Genomic DNA, 15,847 nt, shown 5'->3' with positions numbered 1-15,847 from the left:
ATTCAATGAGAAACGTCGCGATCGAAATTCTCATCCAATCTGGGGCAATGCAGGTCAGACTAGTAAATGTGCCCCAGATTCAATGAGAACGGACAGGCGTGCTTGCATCGGTCGAGGCATGCCGGCCGAATCCGGGCCCGACTCGGTGGGGCTTATTGAAAATCATTAGCATTACGCTTACCGCTGCGATCCGTGAGACAGGAAGGACAATGTGCGAGCGATCCCTGTCATCTGCTTGACGGGCCATCTTGGCGCAGGCAAGACGAGTCTCCTCAACCATGTTCTACGTAGCCCGGGAGCGCGAGTCGGCGTCATCATCAATGACTTCGGTGAACTCAACGTCGATGCCATGCTGGTGACCGGGCAGGTCGACGAGCCTGCCTCCATCGCCGGCGGATGCATCTGCTGCCTGCCTGATGACGGCGGGATCGACGAGGCATTGACCAAGCTTGCCGACCCCCGGCTGAATCTGGACGCGGTCATCGTCGAGGCCAGCGGTCTAGCCGAACCCGTTTCGGTCGCGCGAATCATCGGCTTCAGCGAAGTCCCGGGCGTGCGCTTCGGCGGACTTGTCGATGTGATCGACGCCGCGGCCCACTTCGATACCGTCGACGTCGGCCATACCGCGCCCGCCCGCTATGGCGTAGCCTCTCTCGTCGTCGTCAACAAACTCGACCGAGTCCCCCGCGACGATCGCGCCGCGACGGTCAAGCGGGTGGAACGCCGCGTGCGAGAGCGCAATCCGCGCGCGACCGTCGTCGGTACAGTCGGCGGCCAAGTCGACCCCACACTGCTGTACGACGTAGCGGGAACGCCCGAGGAGACGGGCCAGCTCTCATTGCGCGACCTATTCGTCGATGCCACGACCGACCCGATCGCCCACCACCACGACAACTCACACGCCGATTCGGTCACCGCGACGAGCGAGGGCGAAATCGACCCGGGCGCGCTGATCGACTTACTCGAGGATCCGCCGGCCGGGGCATATCGGATCAAGGGCGCAGTCGCGATGCGTTACGGCGCGACCACACAGACCTATGCGGTCAATCTGGTCGGGACGGCAATTCACCTTGCGATCGCGCCCCCCGGGTTGTCGGCCAACTGCCTCGTTGCGATCGGGATCGGCCTCGACACCGATGCGGTACGCGCTCGACTTGATGCCGCATTGCGGCCGTTCGCGGGTCCGGCCACTCTGACCAATATTCACCGCCTCAGGCTGTATCGCCGACGCAGCCTCTGACAGTTAAAAGGCCTAGCGCCCCAACGTATTCCGTCACAGTGACATAATTCCCAAAGCAGGCGGGACGAACCCTCATCTCTATCTTTGATGGGTTGGATCAGAACCATTCATTGGACACGATGATCCTTGGTTGCTCTGATGAAGAGACACAACCGAGCTCAGAGATTACGAGGTTGATGATCATGTCGCGGTCCCCCGCAGGGCCCTCAGCTCGACGACCTCGCGATGCGGTTCGAACGCGACGTCATTCCGCTGCGGGATCAGCTATTCCGTGCGGCACGCAGGTACACCCAAAGCCACGCCGACGCCGAAGACCTCGTCCAGGAAACCATGATCAAGGCGTACGTCGGATTTGGGTCCTTCAGGGAAGGCACGAACCTGCGCGCGTGGCTCTTCACGATCATGAACCACACGCGGATCAATCACTACCGCACCGCCAATCGTCGGCCAACGGAATGGCTGGCCGGTGACATCAGCGACTTTCTGATTCCCGCGGGACCCTCACAGTCGACTGCGGGACGATTGTCGGCTGAGACCGTCGTGCTCGACTCGATCGGTGATCCCGAGGTACGCCAGGCACTTCAGCAGCTTCCCGAGTCGCAGCAGCTGGCTGTCTACTACGCCGACGTGGAAGGCTTCCAATACAAGGAAATCAGCGAAGTCCTGAACATACCACTGGGTTCAGTCATGTCTCGCATCCACCGTGGGCGCAAGAACATGCGAAAGCTGCTGATGGACTTCGCGATTGAGCAGCGATACATCCGCGCAGGCGACGACGCGGCAGTCGCAGCCTAAGAGCCGGTGGGAAAACCGCTTGCCCCCGACGCCCCACATCCCGGTTGCCCGTTCGCTTCAGGGAACACCCGGCTAGCCGACGAAGGGTACTCCGTCGAACCGGTCGCAGGTGGCGAACTCGGAGACCGGCCGGCGCCGCAACTTCGACAGTTGGCGCACCGGTTTGCCCAACGGCACCAGTGCGGCGATGGCATACGAGTCGGGAATGCCGAGAAGATCTTTCACCCGCGGCTCCTCGGCGACAACCATGGTTGTCAGCACTCCGCCAAAGCCTTCATTGCGCGCGGCCAGCAACACGTTCCACACGAACGGGTACACGGAAGCACCGGGTACCACCGCGATGCGATCGAGATCCTGATCAGTCGCGGCGACAACGCCGAGATTCACAAGGAACATCAACACGACCGGCGCCTCACGAAACGGCGCCCACATTTGTGCAGGCACCTGCGCCGCCTCGATCGCGGACGCATCTAAGCTGGTCGGCTGCAACGGGTTCCATGGCGCCTCGCCATTGGCGAGCTGCGCCGTATAGCGGCGAGCCGCGGTAAGCCCGAGATCGGCCAACGCAGATCGGGTGTCCTTGTCACGAAGCACGATGACGCGCACGCCCTGCCGGTTGCCGCCGGTCGGTGCGAAGCGCGCGTTATCGAGGATGCGCTCGAGAACGTCATCGGGTAGCGGGTCGTCGGTGAATTCGCGCACTGCCGCGGTAGAACGCATAGCGTCGTACAACTCCATGCCCACCATGGTGCCGCAACCGGCGACGGCTATGTTCAGGCCGCGTCGTGGAAGATCAGTCCCAGTGTGTAGCGCTGGCCGGAGCGGACGGCGGACACACCATGGCGTACCGGGGCCGCCGACCATCCTCGCGTCGATCGCACAGGCCGTTCCCGTGTCGTGAAGACGTAGCCGTGTCCGTGCGGCAGTGTCGTGGCTGTCCCTCGTGATTGAGCCCGGGCCCGTTGCTCGACGAGCAGGAACTCGCCTCCGGTGTGCGCGACGCCAGGCTCGTTGAGATTGATGACGACCTGCAGCGGAAAGATGAGGTCTCCGTAGAGGTCTCGGTGCAGCGCATTCCAATCGCCCGGGCCGTACTTGAGCATCAGCGCGGTGGGCTTGGTTTGGCCGGCGCGATGGCACGTGTCCAGCCATTCGTCGAGAGTGTCGGGCCACGGAGCCTGCCGCCCGAGCTTTGTCCACCAGTCTCGGGCGATCGGCAACAACCTCGGGTAGAGCGCCTGTTTCAGATCGTCTATCGGAGGCGGATAGGGCTGTTTGAAATAGCGATACTCGCCTTGTCCGTAGCGGTGTCGCCCCATGTCGACGATCGCGCGAAAACGACTGTCGTCAGAAAACAAATCGATGATTGAGGCGCACTCGGCAGGCGTGATCAGCTCCGGCAGCAGTGCACCGCCGACGTCGTCCATGTCGGCGGCTACCGCGTCCCAATCCGCGGCGTCGACGCGCGTGCGCCAGGTCGACACCATCAGAACAGCTTGCCAGCCACCGCGGGTGCCGGCGCCTCCAACTCCAACAAGTATCGTTTGCGCTTCAGGCCGCCCGCGTAACCGGTTAGCGCGCCGTCCTTTCCGACGACCCGATGGCACGGAACGACGATGCTCAGCGGATTGCGCCCGACCGCCTGGCCCACTTCGTACGCGGTCGTGCCGCCGGCCAGTTCCGCGGCCAGCTCGCCGTATGTCTTCGTCTGGCCGTAGCCGATTCCGACAAGCCGATCCCAGACCCGACGCCGAAGCGGGTCGCCCACCAACGCGATGGGAAGGTCGAATCGGGTGCGCTCTCCGTCGAGATACTCATTCAGCTGCTCGGTGGTGCGACGGAACAGGTCGTCGGCGGCCGGTTCGACGTACTCGCCGAGGGCAGCCGCGGCAGGCGGGCGCCAATGATGCGGGAAATACACACCCGTCAGAGCGTCGTCGCCGGCGACCAGGGTCAGCTCGCCCAACGGGCTATCGATCACCGTGTGTCGTGCTGTCATCGTTGAACCTCCTTTACCGGTAGACGATGACCGGTCCGGAAGCGTGAGATGGGGTGCGAATTGATTTCTCACATTTCACGTTCCGCCGACGTCTTCACATCAGGAGCAAGAGGAGATCCCATGATCAGTCACACCCATCGGTGACATCACGGTGAAGGCCGAACAGCAGGTGAAGATGCCGTTCGAGGCCGTCGTGGCACAGCACGGCGCGACGGTGTTGCGGGTGGTGCGCGCCGTGGTCGGCCACAGCGACGCAGACGACGCTTGGTCGGACACCTTCCTGGCCGCGTTGAAGGCCTACCCGCAACTGCCGGCCGACGCCAATGTCGAAGCGTGGCTGGTCACTATTGCTCACCGCAAAGCCATCGACATCACTCGCGCGGCGGCACGGCGGGCCATCCCGGTCGCCGATGCCCCCGACTCCCCCGCCGGGGAACGAGCCGATGGTCACGATCTCGACCTGGACGCGGCCGTAAGTGCACTACCGCCCAAGCAACGTCAGGCCGTGGCCTACCACTATCTGGCAGGCCTGCCCTACGCCGAGATCGCAACGATCCTCGACAGCAGCGTTAACGCCGCCCGCCGGGCCGCAGCGGATGGCATCGCCACCCTGCGGCGCACCTATCCCCTTATCGACACCACAAGGAATGAACATGACCTCGACTGACCTCGCCGACCTCTACCCCGTCGATACGGATCATCTGCAGCGCCTGCACACCCGTCTCGAACGGGATGCCCAGGCTGGCAATCTGCTCGACATCGCCTATCGCACAGTTGATTCCGCAGTCGGGCCGCTGCTGCTGGCCGCCACCCCGCTCGGACTGGTCAGGGTGGCGTTTGCGAACGAGGACCGAGACGGCGTGCTGCTAACGCTGTCGAAGCGGATCAGTCCGCGGATGCTCGAGGCGCCGACGCGGCTGGACCCGATCGTGCGACAGCTCGACGAATACTTCGCCGGTCGCCGGCACACCTTCGACGTCACGTTGGACTGGTCACTGTCGCAAGGGTTTCGGCGCACGGTGCTGGAGCACCTCAACAACGACGTCGGCTACGGCGCCACGGCCAGCTACGCCGCGCTGGCGCGACTCGCCGGCTCCCCCAAGGCGGTGCGCGCGGTGGGCACCGCGTGCGCGACCAATCCGATCCCGATCGTGGTGCCGTGTCATCGGGTGATCCGATCCGACGGAGCCGTGGGCGCCTACCGCGGCGGACCCGTCGCCAAACGCATGCTGCTCGACCTTGAGCGGGAGGGATGACGACGGCCGGGCCGGCGCGCAATCGCGTCTCACCACTGGGCGAGATCATCGCCGCCCCCGGCCGGGGCGCCTGGATGGGCAACCGCGGGCGCCTGCACGAGAGCCGCGCCGGTCGCGACGTCGTTCGCAACCATCAGGACACGACATGGATTACCTGTGTGCTGTCGTTCCGGGGCCGCCGAGTGGCGCAGTGGGAACCCAACCGCTACACGCCGCTGTTCTTCCTTGACGAGGCGGTCGCGCTGGCTGCCGGACATCGCCCGTGCGGCGAATGCCGACACCGCGCCTACCTGGCCTACCGATCGTTATGGATCGAAACGCACCGCGGGACAACAATTTACGCGAAAGAAATGGATGCCCAGCTACATCGGGAACGGCGCGGCAAGGCGGGCCACCGCGCCAATTGGACCAATCTGCCCGACGGCGTATTCGTCGCCACAGACTCCGGACCAGCCGTCGTCGTCGGCGGCCACCTCGCGGCCTGGGACCGAGACAACGCCTACCGGCACAAGCTGCTTCGGCCTGCAAGCGGGCAGGCCACGGTGCTCACCCCGCCGTCCACGGTGCGAATCTTGCGCGCCGGATACCCCGTTCAGATTGCTGACGCGGCCCGATAACCCCTCGTAGGAACGGTGTTATCGCTGTGTATGGTCAAAATGGCCTGCCGGCGTGAGGGAACAGAGAACACCCATGGCGAATGTCTTGCCCGAGAATGCCTTCACCGGACCACAAGCCGTGGATCCCGATCTGCGTAAGGTGGCGCGCTTTCTACCCCGGGGATACGCCCTGCATCGCGGCTACAAGTTCCAGCGAGCCATCATGGGAATCCTCGGCAACGCCGGCCGGCTCCGCGATGTACCAGTGGTCGCGGTCAACGAACACGTCAAAGTCCGCATGCACCGTACGGCGGGCCTCCCCGACCGGGCGCCCGCGCTGTTGTGGATCCATGGCGGCGGCACCATCATGGGAACCCCCGTGCAGGACGACAAGTTCTGCCGCAAACTATCTCGCCTCACCGGCGTCGCAGTGGCAGCCGTCAAATACCGCCTCGCACCCGAGCACCCGTACCCGACACCGGTCGACGACTGCTATGCGGCGCTGCTGTGGCTGGCCCGCCAGCCGTGGGTCAACCCCGATCGAATCGCCGTGGGCGGCGCAAGCGCCGGTGGGCATTTCGCCGCAGCACTGGCCCAACGCGCACACGACCGGAATGACGTCGAACTCGCTTACCAGATGCTGGTGTATCCCATGCTCGACGATCGCACCGGCGCAAATGGGGACGGGCGCAAGCGCATCATGTGGACCGAAGACGACAACCAACAGGCGTGGCGGTGGTACCTCGACGGAGCGGATCCCATCGTGGCGGCCCCGGGGCGTCGAGCGGATCTGTCCGGGCTCCCGCCGGCGTGGATCGGCGTCGGGACGTTGGACCTCTTCTATCAAGAGTGCCTCGATTACGCGCGCCGGCTGCGCGAGGCGGGCGTGCCCGTCCATCTGGAAATCGCCCCCGGCGCGTTTCACGCGTTCGACAACATCGTGGAAAAGGCGCCGATCTCGGCGAAATTCTTCGCCAGCCAGCGCGATCATCTCTGGGCTGCTTTGGCGTCGCCCGGGGAGGACCAGCCCGGGTAAGGGCGCCTCTACGAGCTAGTTGACTGCAAAATGTGCAGAACGTGCAACTATGGGGGTATGGCCAACCCGATGGGACTGCGTGAGCGGCGTCGGCGCGAGACCAGCGCAGACATCCGCGATGCCGCGGTGCGGCTGGCCCTTGAGCGCGGCTTCGACAAGGTGACCATCGAGGAAATCTGCGCCGAAGCCGGTATCTCGACGCGCACTTTCTTCAACTACTTCCCGAACAAAGAGTCCGCCATCGCCTACGGCCCATCGGACATTCCTGCCGAGCTGGTCGCGGATTTCGTCGCGGCCGGACCCGCCCCCTACTCGGTGGTGTTGGCAGAGCTGATCACGCTGGCAGCGCACCATCTGCGCGACGTGCCGCCCCTTCGCGAGCAGGCCGCCCACATGCTCGAACTCGCCAAGACCTCCCCCGCGGTGTTGGCCGCGTTCCTCGCGGACCTGGAGCGCTTTCAGCTTCAGCTGACCGACATCATCGTGCGCCGCCAGGACATGAAGCCGGACGACGAGATGGCCGCCCTGATTTCCGCGCTGGCCCTGACCGCGGTCCGTTCCGGCATCGAAAAGTGGGCAGGTAGCGAGCCGGTGGATCCCGACGACACGCCGATGCCGTATGTCGAGCGGGCCGCCGCGCTCGTGAACAGCATCTTCACAAAGTGATCTGAAACACCGCGGGCAAATCTTGCATGATGTGCAAGATATGCAGATCATGTAGTATGCGCTGGTGGCGGTGTTCGGGGACGCTTCCGCAAAGCGAGGCACGCGTCGGTGCTCGGGGACGACCGCCGGCGCGCGCCGTCAGCTTCATCCGCACGGAACGATCGGGCGCGCACGTCACGGCAAGGGCCGAAATCCGATGCTGAGTCATGCGGCTCGTGTGCACCCGAGCCCGCGAGTTGTGCGGGCGGTGGCCATGGTGACGAGAAAAGGACGCGCGTAGTTGCTGCTATCGAAGATTGTGCGGAACGCGTGGTTGCCGCTCTTGATCGTGGCGGTGGTGGTGGTCGGCGGCTTTGCCGTGGTGCGGGTCAAGTCCTTCTTCGGCCTCCACGACACCGGCGTCTTGACCAGTCCGCGACTCGATGACTCCAAGCCGTTCAAGCCCAAGGTCGTCAAGTACGAGGTCTTCGGCTCGGCAAGCCACGCCAACGTGAACTACTTGGACCTGTCCGCCGACCCGACACGGGTCGACGGCGCGCCGTTGCCATGGACACTCGTCCTCACCACAACCGCCCCGTCCGTCTTCCCGAACCTCTCGGCGCAAAGCGACGGCGACTACCTCGGTTGCCGAATCACCATCGATGACGAAGTCAAGGACGAGAAGATAACCACCGGCGTGCACGCCCTGACCTTCTGCCTGGTGAAATCCGCATGAGTACAACGTTTAACGACGCTCGCACCGACACGCTCCCCACGGCCGCAGAGCCGGTGCGCGAAAAGATCCCGCGTTTCATCCGGAAATTCGCCATCGTCATCATCCTGGGCTGGATTGGGCTCATCGCGGTGCTCAGCACCATCGTCCCCGACCTGGACACCGTCGGGAAGATGCGCTCGGTCTCGATGGCCCCCGACGATGCGCAATCGGTGGTCGCGACCAAACGCATGGGTGCGGTGTTCAACGAATACAAGTCCAACAGTTCGATCATGATCGTGCTCGAGGGCCAAAAACCGCTCGGCGCCGACGCTCACGCCTACTACGACACGATCGTCAAGAAGCTCGACGCCGACACCAAATACGTTGAGCACGTTCAAGACATGTGGAGCGACCCGCTGACCGGTGCGGGCGCGCAGAGCAATGACGGCAAGGCCGCCTACGTTCAGGTCTACCTCGCCGGTAATCAAGGCGAAGCGTTGGCCAACGACTCCGTCGAGTCCGTCCAAGACATCGTCAAAAGTGTGCCCCCGCCCAACGGGGTGAAGGCCTACGTCACCGGGCCTGCCGCGCTCTCAGCGGATCAGCACATGGCCGGTGACCGCAGCGTGCAACTCATCACGATGTGCACGTTCACCGTGATCATCGCCATGCTGTTATTGGTCTATCGGTCGATCGTCACGCTGTTGCTGACGCTGGTGATGGTGGTGTTGGAGCTGTCGGCCGCGCGCGGAATGGTCGCCTTTCTGGGCTATCACAACATCATTGGGCTCTCTACCTTCGCCACCAACCTGTTGGTCACGTTGGCGATCGCGGCCGCCACTGACTATGCGATCTTTTTGATCGGCCGGTATCAGGAGGCCCGGGGTAAAGGCAACTCCCGCGAAGATGCGTACTACGACATGTTCCACGGCACCGCGCATGTGGTGGCAGGCTCCGGCTTGACCATTGCCGGCGCCACGTTCTGCCTGCACTTCACCAACCTGCCCTACTTCCAAACGTTGGGCATCCCACTGGCCATCGGCATGGTAGTCGTGGTGGCAGCGGCACTGACGCTCGGTCCCGCCGTCGTCGCGGTGGCAACACGTTTCGGTAAGACACTGGAGCCCAAGCGCACGCAACGTATTCGCATGTGGCGCAAGGTCGGCGCCGTCGTGGTGAGGTGGCCCGGGCCGATCCTGGTCATGACGATCGGGGTCGCGCTCGTCGGCCTGCTGACGCTGCCGGGATACCGCACCAATTACAACGACCGCAACTATTTGCCTGCCGACCTGCCCGCGAACGAGGGTTACGAAGCCGCGGACCGACACTTCTCGCACGCGCGGATGAACCCCGAAGTGCTGATGATCGAAAGCGATCACGATCTGCGGAACTCCGCGGACTTCCTGGTCATCGACAAGATCGCCAAGACGATCTTCCGGGTGCCGGGAATCGGCCGCGTGCAGTCCATTACCAGGCCCGAGGGCACACCGATCGAGCACACCTCGATCCCATTCCAGATCAGCATGCAGGGCGTCAGCCAGCAGATGAACCAGAAGTATCAAGAAGACCAGATGGCCGACATGCTCAAGCAGGCCGACATGATGCAGACGACGATCGACAGCATGGAGAAGATGTCGAGCATCACCGTGCAGATGGCCAACGACATGCACCAGATGGTCAAAAAGATGCACGACATGACCATCGACATCAACGAATTACGCGACCACATGGCGGATTTCGAGGACTTCTTCCGCCCGGTCCGCAGCTACCTCTACTGGGAGAAGCACTGCTTCGACATCCCGATCTGCTGGTCGCTGCGCTCCGTCTTCGACGGCCTCGACGGCATCGACACGATGACCGACGACATCGAAAGCCTGTTGCCCATCATGGATCATCTCGACACCCTGATGCCCCAGATGGTGGCGCTGATGCCTTCCATGATCGAAAACATGAAGGCCATGAAAACCACGATGCTGACCATGTATTCGACGCAAAAGGGTCTGCAGGATCAGCAAAACGAGGCCCAGAAGAACTCGAACGCCATGGGTAAGGCGTTCGACGCGTCCAAGAACGACGACTCGTTCTACCTGCCGCCGGAGGTCTTCAACAACGCCGAATTCAAAAAGGGCATGAAGAACTTCATCTCCCCCGACGGCCACGCCGTGCGTTTCATCATCAGCCACGACGGCGATCCGATGTCTCAAGAAGGCATTTCGCACATCGCGGCGATCAAGAAGGCTGCCTACGAAGCACTCAAGGGCACGCCGCTGGAGGGCTCCAAGATCTACCTCGCGGGCACCGCGGCAATATACAAAGACCTCAGTGACGGCAACACCTATGACCTGCTGATCGCTGGAATTGCTTCGCTCTGCCTGATTTTCATCATCATGCTGATCATCACCCGAGGCGTGGTGGCCTCAGCGGTCATCGTGGGAACCGTGTTGCTCTCGCTGGGTGCGTCGTTCGGGCTGTCGGTGCTGATCTGGCAGCACATCATCGGCATTGAGCTGCACTGGATGGTGCTCGCGATGTCGGTGATCATCCTGCTTGCCGTGGGCGCTGACTACAACCTGTTGCTGGTGGCGCGGTTCAAGGAGGAGATCCACGCCGGCTTGAACACCGGAATCATCCGGTCGATGGGCGGTACCGGTTCGGTCGTCACCTCGGCGGGGTTGGTCTTCGCCTTCACGATGATGACCATGGCGGTCAGCGAGCTGACCGTCATCGGCCAAGTAGGTACCACCATCGGTCTGGGCCTGCTCTTCGACACGCTGATCGTGCGGTCGCTGATGACGCCATCGATTGCCGCGCTGTTGGGTAAGTGGTTCTGGTGGCCGCAACGAGTGCGGCAACGCCCGCTCCCCTCGCCATGGCCTGATCCAAATGGCAAGCCCGCCGCGGAACCCGAATCGGTAACTGCCGCTACGTAACCCACTCCGGTTGCGCATCGGTCTGCACGGCGGAAAAATCTTTGTGCCCCAAGCCGGCGGTGGTGCCGCCGTCGACCACGAACTCCGAACCCGTGGAATAGCTGGACTCGTCGCTGGCCAGATAGACCACCAGACTGGAGACCTCCTTGGGGTCGGCAGCCCGGCCGAGCGCGGTCTGGAAGAGGTCGTCGGGAACCCACTCGGTCATCGGGGTCTTGATCAGGCCGGGATGGATTGAGTTCACTCGGATTCCGCTGGGTCCGAGCTCCAGCGCCGCCGACTTTGTCAAACCCCGGACAGCGAATTTCGTTGCCGTGTAACCGTGGCAGGCGATCGTACCGGCAATACCTTCGATCGAAGAGATGTTGATGATCGAGCCGCGTCCGGCTTCCTTCATCGGTGCCACCACGGCGCGGATGCCGAGAAACACACCGGTCAAATTGATGTCGAGGATCCGCTGCCATTCCATGAGCGCGTAGTCCTCAAAGGTGCCGATGTTGATGATGCCGGCGTTGTTCACCAGCACGTCGACGCTGCCGAACTCGTGCAGCGCGGTGGCTACCGCGGCATCCCAGTCGTCGGGCTTCGTCACATCGAGATGCAGGTAACGAGCCGAGTCGCCGACCTCCGCCGCTACTGCCTTGCCTTCGTCGTCGAGGATGTCGCCGAACACGACCTTGGCTCCCTCATCCACCAGCATCCGCACGTGCGAGGCACCCATCCCCCGCGCACCCCCACTAATCAGCGCCACCTTGCCCGCCAGCCGTTCTGCCACTGCGTTCTCCTGTCATGTGGTGCGTCATCCGGGTCTGAATAGGCTAAGCCGAAACACGCTACTCCGGCCCAATCGTCACCATACATATATGTGTGCGTGTATGACGGAATACCCGTCAATCGCCGGGCGCCGCGAATGGCATTGCGACGTCGACGCCTTCACGCAACGGCGTGCAAGCTGTCAACGGCTCCCGGGAAGTCCGACATCCCCCTGGCCGACCGCACGCTGATGGGCGCCGAATGAGGGATGGCGGCGCATCGCTTCGCTACGCTCGCGCGCAAGCTGTTGAGCGGCAATCCAAACCGGGTGTGACTGGAGGACAATTACTTTCGCTCCTGCAACACGAGCCATAACTTCTATCCCAGCAATTCTCGAAAGCCCTTGAAAGGGACCGAAGTCGCTAGCGTGGAGGACCTTCGTCAGCTGTACCACAGCGGTTGTGCAACCCTTCGCTTGGTTACGAACGTGCTCTGCCTCGGTGCATGCCGCTGGCCTTGACGAGGTGTAAAACCCCATCCTCAATTCCTGCGGCCAGCGCGTCGATGTCGGGCGCAGTGTCGTAGTCCGCGGTGATGCCGAAAATGAACTGGTCGGCGTAGCTGAGCATCGCGACGGCGGTACGCACGTTGAGAGCGATCGGCGGGATCGGAAGGATCTCCAGCACCCGCCGGCCCATCAGCTTCTGCCCCTCCCGAGGACCGGGAACGTTGGTCGCCACCGCGACCACTGCCTTTTGCGGAAGTCGGGACAGCAACCGGATGGCCCATGCCGTGAACGCGAACGGGACATTCTTAGCTGCCGAGGTCAGCGCAGTGCCTCCTTCGCGTTGGCCGCTCGCCTTGGCCCGGGTGAGCCGACTGTGCACCACCTGCAGCTGGCTCACTGGGTCCGCCTCGTCGACCGGTAGCAACGGCAGCATTGCCGAGACCTGATTGTCGGCCATGTTGAAGTGATTCGCCGGGCGGACCGAAACCGGAACAAGCGTGCGCAGCGAGTTGTGGCCGGGCCGCTCACCGCGCGCCAGCAAAATCTTGCGGTAACTGTCGGTGATCGCCGCCAGCGCTACATCGTTGAGCGTCACGCCGAATGCCCGAGAAACCTCCTGCAGGTCAGCCAACCGAACCCGGGCCACACTGTAGCGGCGCAGCGACGTAACCGGTCCGTTCAGCGACGAATCGGGCGCCGCGCTCAGCACACCGGCCGTCAGCTCGGCCGCACCCATCGCCATGTGTTCGACCGCGGCCGCCGCGGCAAACGCGCTTCGTGCTATCCCGCTGACCCACTTCACCGGGTTCAAGCTGATCTTCGGCAGGCCCAGGCCATGGCGGACCGGCTCCCTGGCTGCACGAATCGCGGTCGCGAAGCTGTCGCCGCCGCCGCTATCGCTGAATTTTGCCAGGATCTGCGTTGTCGCGATCCCATCGGCGATGCAGTGATGGACTTTGGTCAAAACGGCCCACCGGTCCCCGCTCAGCCCCTCGAAGATCCAGCACTCCCAGAGTGGGCGCTCGCGATCGAGCCGTCGTTCCATTACAGACGCGACCATCTCGAATAACGCCGCGTCGTCGCCGGGGTGCGGCAGGGCGAGACGATGCAGGTGCCGCGAGACGTCGAAATGCGGGTCGTCAGCCCATTCGGGTGAGCCGAGATCTAGCGGGTGCGTCCGCAGGACCTGTCGGCAGCGCGGAATTTGCGGTGCCCGTTCGGCGAAGGTCGAAACGAACTCCTCGTAGCTCGGAGCAGGGCCTTCCATAATCGAGACACTGCCGATCGCCAAACTCACGTGCGGATCGGAGTCTTCAACCTCGAGGAAAGTGGCATCGAAAGCGCTCAAATGCTCCATCACGACACCGTCTTCTGTGGTGGTGGCTGGCGGTACAAGGCGGCGCCGGCCGTGACGCCCGCACCGGCAACCACGAGCAGTACTTGCGCGCCCGCCGGCAGCCGAGCAGCCTGTTGCTCGAAGGCAGCCGCCAGTGCGCCGGTATGCATCCGTTCATCGTCAGCCACACTGATCTTCTCGATCGGCACCCCAAGCCGGACGCTCAACGCGCTGCGGTAGCCGTGCCGCGCGGGTGCGGCGACGATCATGTCGATATCGGAAAGCCGCACCGATTGCGCATCCAGGCATGCTCGCGCCGCCTCGGTGGCCGCCGCGGCGAATCGCTCATCCATCGCGGCCGACTGATTGAACCTAAGAACGTTACGCGCGTCTGCGAATCCGACTGTTGCGGAGAATACTTCGTCGCCATCGACCGCGTCGTTCACCCAGGAGACGCCGCTGAGACCATAACTGTCGTCAGTCCATCCGCACAGCAGCACCGCACCGGCGGCCGAAAACGGAAAGTGCTCGCTCATGCCATGGCCCGGATCGGCATCACTGGCCACGACAAGGGCGCGGTGGATGCTGCGCGTTCGCAGAAATCCGTCGACGATCTGCAGCGCAGTCAATAGCCCGCAGGAGCCGTTGGCGACATCGAAAGAAAACGTGCCGTGTGCGTCGGCGTGCGGATCCTCGGTGTTGGCTCCGATGTCATCCTGAATGAGCGCGGCGAGCGCGGGCTCCCCCAGATTGCGATCGCGGTAAATCCCGGCGTTGACTACCAGATCCAACTCATTTGGCTCGCATCCGGCGTGCAGCAGACAGTCCTTGGCGACGCTGACCGCCAGACGCAGCGCGCTGTGCCGGTCACGCCACCGCGAGTGCGCGACGTCGGCTCGTTCAATGACTGTGCCCATAACGGCTCACCAAATCCTCATCCACGGTCAGCAAGACCACGCCGATCTCTAATCCCGAAGCCAACGCGAGCAGCGCGATCCTTTCTCCAGCCTCGATTCGTCCCGCCTCGAGTTCCTCGACGAGGGCCACCGTATGGGTCGTCGATGCCGTGTTGCCGTACCGGTCGACGGTGATCACGGCGTCGTGCCGGGGACTGTCGCCAAACGACTCCGACATTCGGGCCATCCCCTTGCGGATGGCACGTGCTGAAGTCTGATGCGTGATGACATGGTCGATGTCGTGAATCGAAATACCAACAGTGTCAAGTACTTCGTGTAGCAGCAGCGGAGTATTGGCGATCGCGGCCTTCTGAATGGCGCGGGAATTGGTGAACATCCGCGCGCCCGGATCGTGGCCTTTTGGATAAGCCAAACAGAGCCGGCTGTAGTCGGCGACCGTGGTGAACCCGGCGAGGCTGATTCCCGCTGAGCCGGCGGGCGCGCGCTCCAACAGAAGTGCCGCGCCGGCATCGCCGAGGGTCAGGCACGCCAGCTCTTTGCTCATAATGTTGCGGATATGGCGCGCCGCGTTGTGCCCGAGCTGGGAGATGTACTCTCCGCTGACCACCAGCCCGCGCTCGACAATGCCCTGCCGGATCCAATTGTTCAAAATCGTTACCCCGGTGAGCATCCCAGCACATGCATTCGACACATCGAACGTCATTGCCTGCGGCGCCCCAATCCCACGGGCTATCGCGCTGCTCATCGACGGCTCGAGCCATTGGGTCAGACCGCCACGAAGCTTGGTGATGCTACAGCTGATAACCACCTCAAGCGATGCCGGATCCTGTTGCGCGGCGGCAAGACAATTCAGTGCTGCCGAGGTGGCCAGGGTGTAGGAATCCTCGTCCCCCACCGAAACTCGCCGCTCGTGGATCCCGGTCAATCGTTCCAGATCGATGTGGGTACGGTGGCGTGTGGTCGCCATCAGTTCGTCTGTGGTCAGGTGGGTCTGGGGCAAATGCCGTCCGGCACCTGCCAGCCGGGCGACGAACGGTGCCGGAGGCCCGTCGCCGGATGCCTCCATCACCAACCAATGCCGAGCCATCTGCCTTACTCCTGCGGTGAACGTGTGCTCAGTT

The 15,847-nt window shown here is 63.2% G+C and carries 16 protein-coding genes; 9 read left to right on the top strand and 7 right to left on the bottom strand.

All coding sequences use genetic code 11. The features are described from left to right. Window positions 1-211 precede the first annotated feature (211 nt). Both SKC41_RS23500 and SKC41_RS23495 read left to right on the top strand, forming a co-directional pair. A complete protein-coding gene (locus SKC41_RS23500; protein ID WP_330980056.1) occupies window positions 212-1,240 on the top strand; it encodes a CobW family GTP-binding protein in 1,029 nt (342 codons plus the stop codon). A gap of 225 nt (window positions 1,241-1,465) precedes the next feature. Further along, window positions 1,466-2,035, top strand: a complete 570-nt coding sequence (locus tag SKC41_RS23495) for a sigma-70 family RNA polymerase sigma factor (RefSeq protein ID WP_330980055.1) — start codon at window positions 1,466-1,468, stop codon at window positions 2,033-2,035. Window positions 2,036-2,107: 72 nt separating this feature from the next. Here SKC41_RS23495 and SKC41_RS23490 read toward each other — a convergent pair whose 3' ends face one another. From SKC41_RS23490 to SKC41_RS23480, 3 genes are read right to left on the bottom strand one after another with little or no spacing between them, the layout of a single operon-like run. Next, window positions 2,108-2,773: a nitroreductase family protein gene (locus SKC41_RS23490; RefSeq protein ID WP_330980054.1), complete on the bottom strand. Its 666-nt coding sequence runs from the start codon at window positions 2,771-2,773 to the stop codon at window positions 2,108-2,110. A 35-nt stretch (window positions 2,774-2,808) separates the two neighbouring features. Beyond that, window positions 2,809-3,522, bottom strand: a complete 714-nt coding sequence (locus SKC41_RS23485) for a 2OG-Fe(II) oxygenase (protein WP_330980053.1) — start codon at window positions 3,520-3,522, stop codon at window positions 2,809-2,811. Beyond that, entirely contained in the window at window positions 3,522-4,034 is a 513-nt protein-coding gene (locus SKC41_RS23480; protein WP_330980052.1) for a methylated-DNA--[protein]-cysteine S-methyltransferase, read from the bottom strand. The genes SKC41_RS23485 and SKC41_RS23480 overlap by 1 nt, the downstream gene beginning before the upstream one ends. Before the next feature lie 175 nt (window positions 4,035-4,209). Between SKC41_RS23480 and SKC41_RS23475 the strand changes: the two genes are divergently transcribed. The 7 genes from SKC41_RS23475 (at window position 4,210) to SKC41_RS23445 (ending at window position 11,212) form a co-directional block, all read left to right on the top strand. Beyond that, window positions 4,210-4,701, top strand: coding sequence for an RNA polymerase sigma factor (locus SKC41_RS23475; RefSeq protein ID WP_330980109.1), 492 nt, complete (start codon window positions 4,210-4,212; stop codon window positions 4,699-4,701). Then, window positions 4,688-5,290, top strand: a complete 603-nt coding sequence (locus SKC41_RS23470) for a methylated-DNA--[protein]-cysteine S-methyltransferase (protein WP_330980051.1) — start codon at window positions 4,688-4,690, stop codon at window positions 5,288-5,290. The genes SKC41_RS23475 and SKC41_RS23470 overlap by 14 nt, the downstream gene beginning before the upstream one ends. Next, window positions 5,287-5,907: a hypothetical protein gene (locus SKC41_RS23465; protein WP_330980050.1), complete on the top strand. Its 621-nt coding sequence runs from the start codon at window positions 5,287-5,289 to the stop codon at window positions 5,905-5,907. Before SKC41_RS23470 ends, SKC41_RS23465 begins: the two co-directional genes overlap by 4 nt. Window positions 5,908-5,980: 73 nt before the next feature. Next, complete coding sequence (locus SKC41_RS23460; protein ID WP_330980049.1) at window positions 5,981-6,922, top strand: alpha/beta hydrolase; 942 nt, start codon at window positions 5,981-5,983, stop codon at window positions 6,920-6,922. Between the two features lie 57 nt (window positions 6,923-6,979). Then, the gene (locus SKC41_RS23455) at window positions 6,980-7,588 is read left to right on the top strand and encodes a TetR family transcriptional regulator (protein WP_330980048.1); all 609 of its coding nucleotides are present in this window, start codon (window positions 6,980-6,982) and stop codon (window positions 7,586-7,588) included. A gap of 298 nt (window positions 7,589-7,886) precedes the next feature. Continuing rightward, window positions 7,887-8,303 carry an MmpS family transport accessory protein gene (locus tag SKC41_RS23450; RefSeq protein WP_090602853.1) on the top strand — a complete coding sequence of 139 codons (417 nt, stop codon included), beginning with the start codon at window positions 7,887-7,889 and terminating at the stop codon, window positions 8,301-8,303. Continuing rightward, complete coding sequence (locus SKC41_RS23445) at window positions 8,300-11,212, top strand: MMPL/RND family transporter (protein WP_330980046.1); 2,913 nt, start codon at window positions 8,300-8,302, stop codon at window positions 11,210-11,212. Before SKC41_RS23450 ends, SKC41_RS23445 begins: the two co-directional genes overlap by 4 nt. On the opposite strand, the gene SKC41_RS23440 is transcribed toward SKC41_RS23445, so the two are convergent. From SKC41_RS23440 to SKC41_RS23425, 4 genes are all read right to left on the bottom strand, one after another. After that, window positions 11,205-11,987: an SDR family oxidoreductase gene (locus SKC41_RS23440; RefSeq protein WP_330980045.1), complete on the bottom strand. Its 783-nt coding sequence runs from the start codon at window positions 11,985-11,987 to the stop codon at window positions 11,205-11,207. The two genes, SKC41_RS23445 and SKC41_RS23440, sit on opposite strands and share 8 nt — an antisense overlap. A 457-nt stretch (window positions 11,988-12,444) precedes the next feature. Beyond that, window positions 12,445-13,830: a WS/DGAT/MGAT family O-acyltransferase gene (locus SKC41_RS23435; protein WP_330980044.1), complete on the bottom strand. Its 1,386-nt coding sequence runs from the start codon at window positions 13,828-13,830 to the stop codon at window positions 12,445-12,447. Then, complete coding sequence (locus SKC41_RS23430; RefSeq protein ID WP_330980043.1) at window positions 13,830-14,726, bottom strand: 3-oxoacyl-[acyl-carrier-protein] synthase III C-terminal domain-containing protein; 897 nt, start codon at window positions 14,724-14,726, stop codon at window positions 13,830-13,832. The genes SKC41_RS23435 and SKC41_RS23430 overlap by 1 nt, the downstream gene beginning before the upstream one ends. Beyond that, window positions 14,710-15,813: a 3-oxoacyl-ACP synthase III family protein gene (locus tag SKC41_RS23425; protein WP_442931759.1), complete on the bottom strand. Its 1,104-nt coding sequence runs from the start codon at window positions 15,811-15,813 to the stop codon at window positions 14,710-14,712. The genes SKC41_RS23430 and SKC41_RS23425 overlap by 17 nt, the downstream gene beginning before the upstream one ends. Window positions 15,814-15,847: the final 34 nt, after the last annotated feature.

Origin of the sequence: Mycobacterium sp. 050128 (genome assembly GCF_036409155.1) — a bacterium.
Classification (GTDB): domain Bacteria; phylum Actinomycetota; class Actinomycetes; order Mycobacteriales; family Mycobacteriaceae; genus Mycobacterium.
This window is presented reverse-complemented; position numbering and strand designations above follow the sequence as displayed.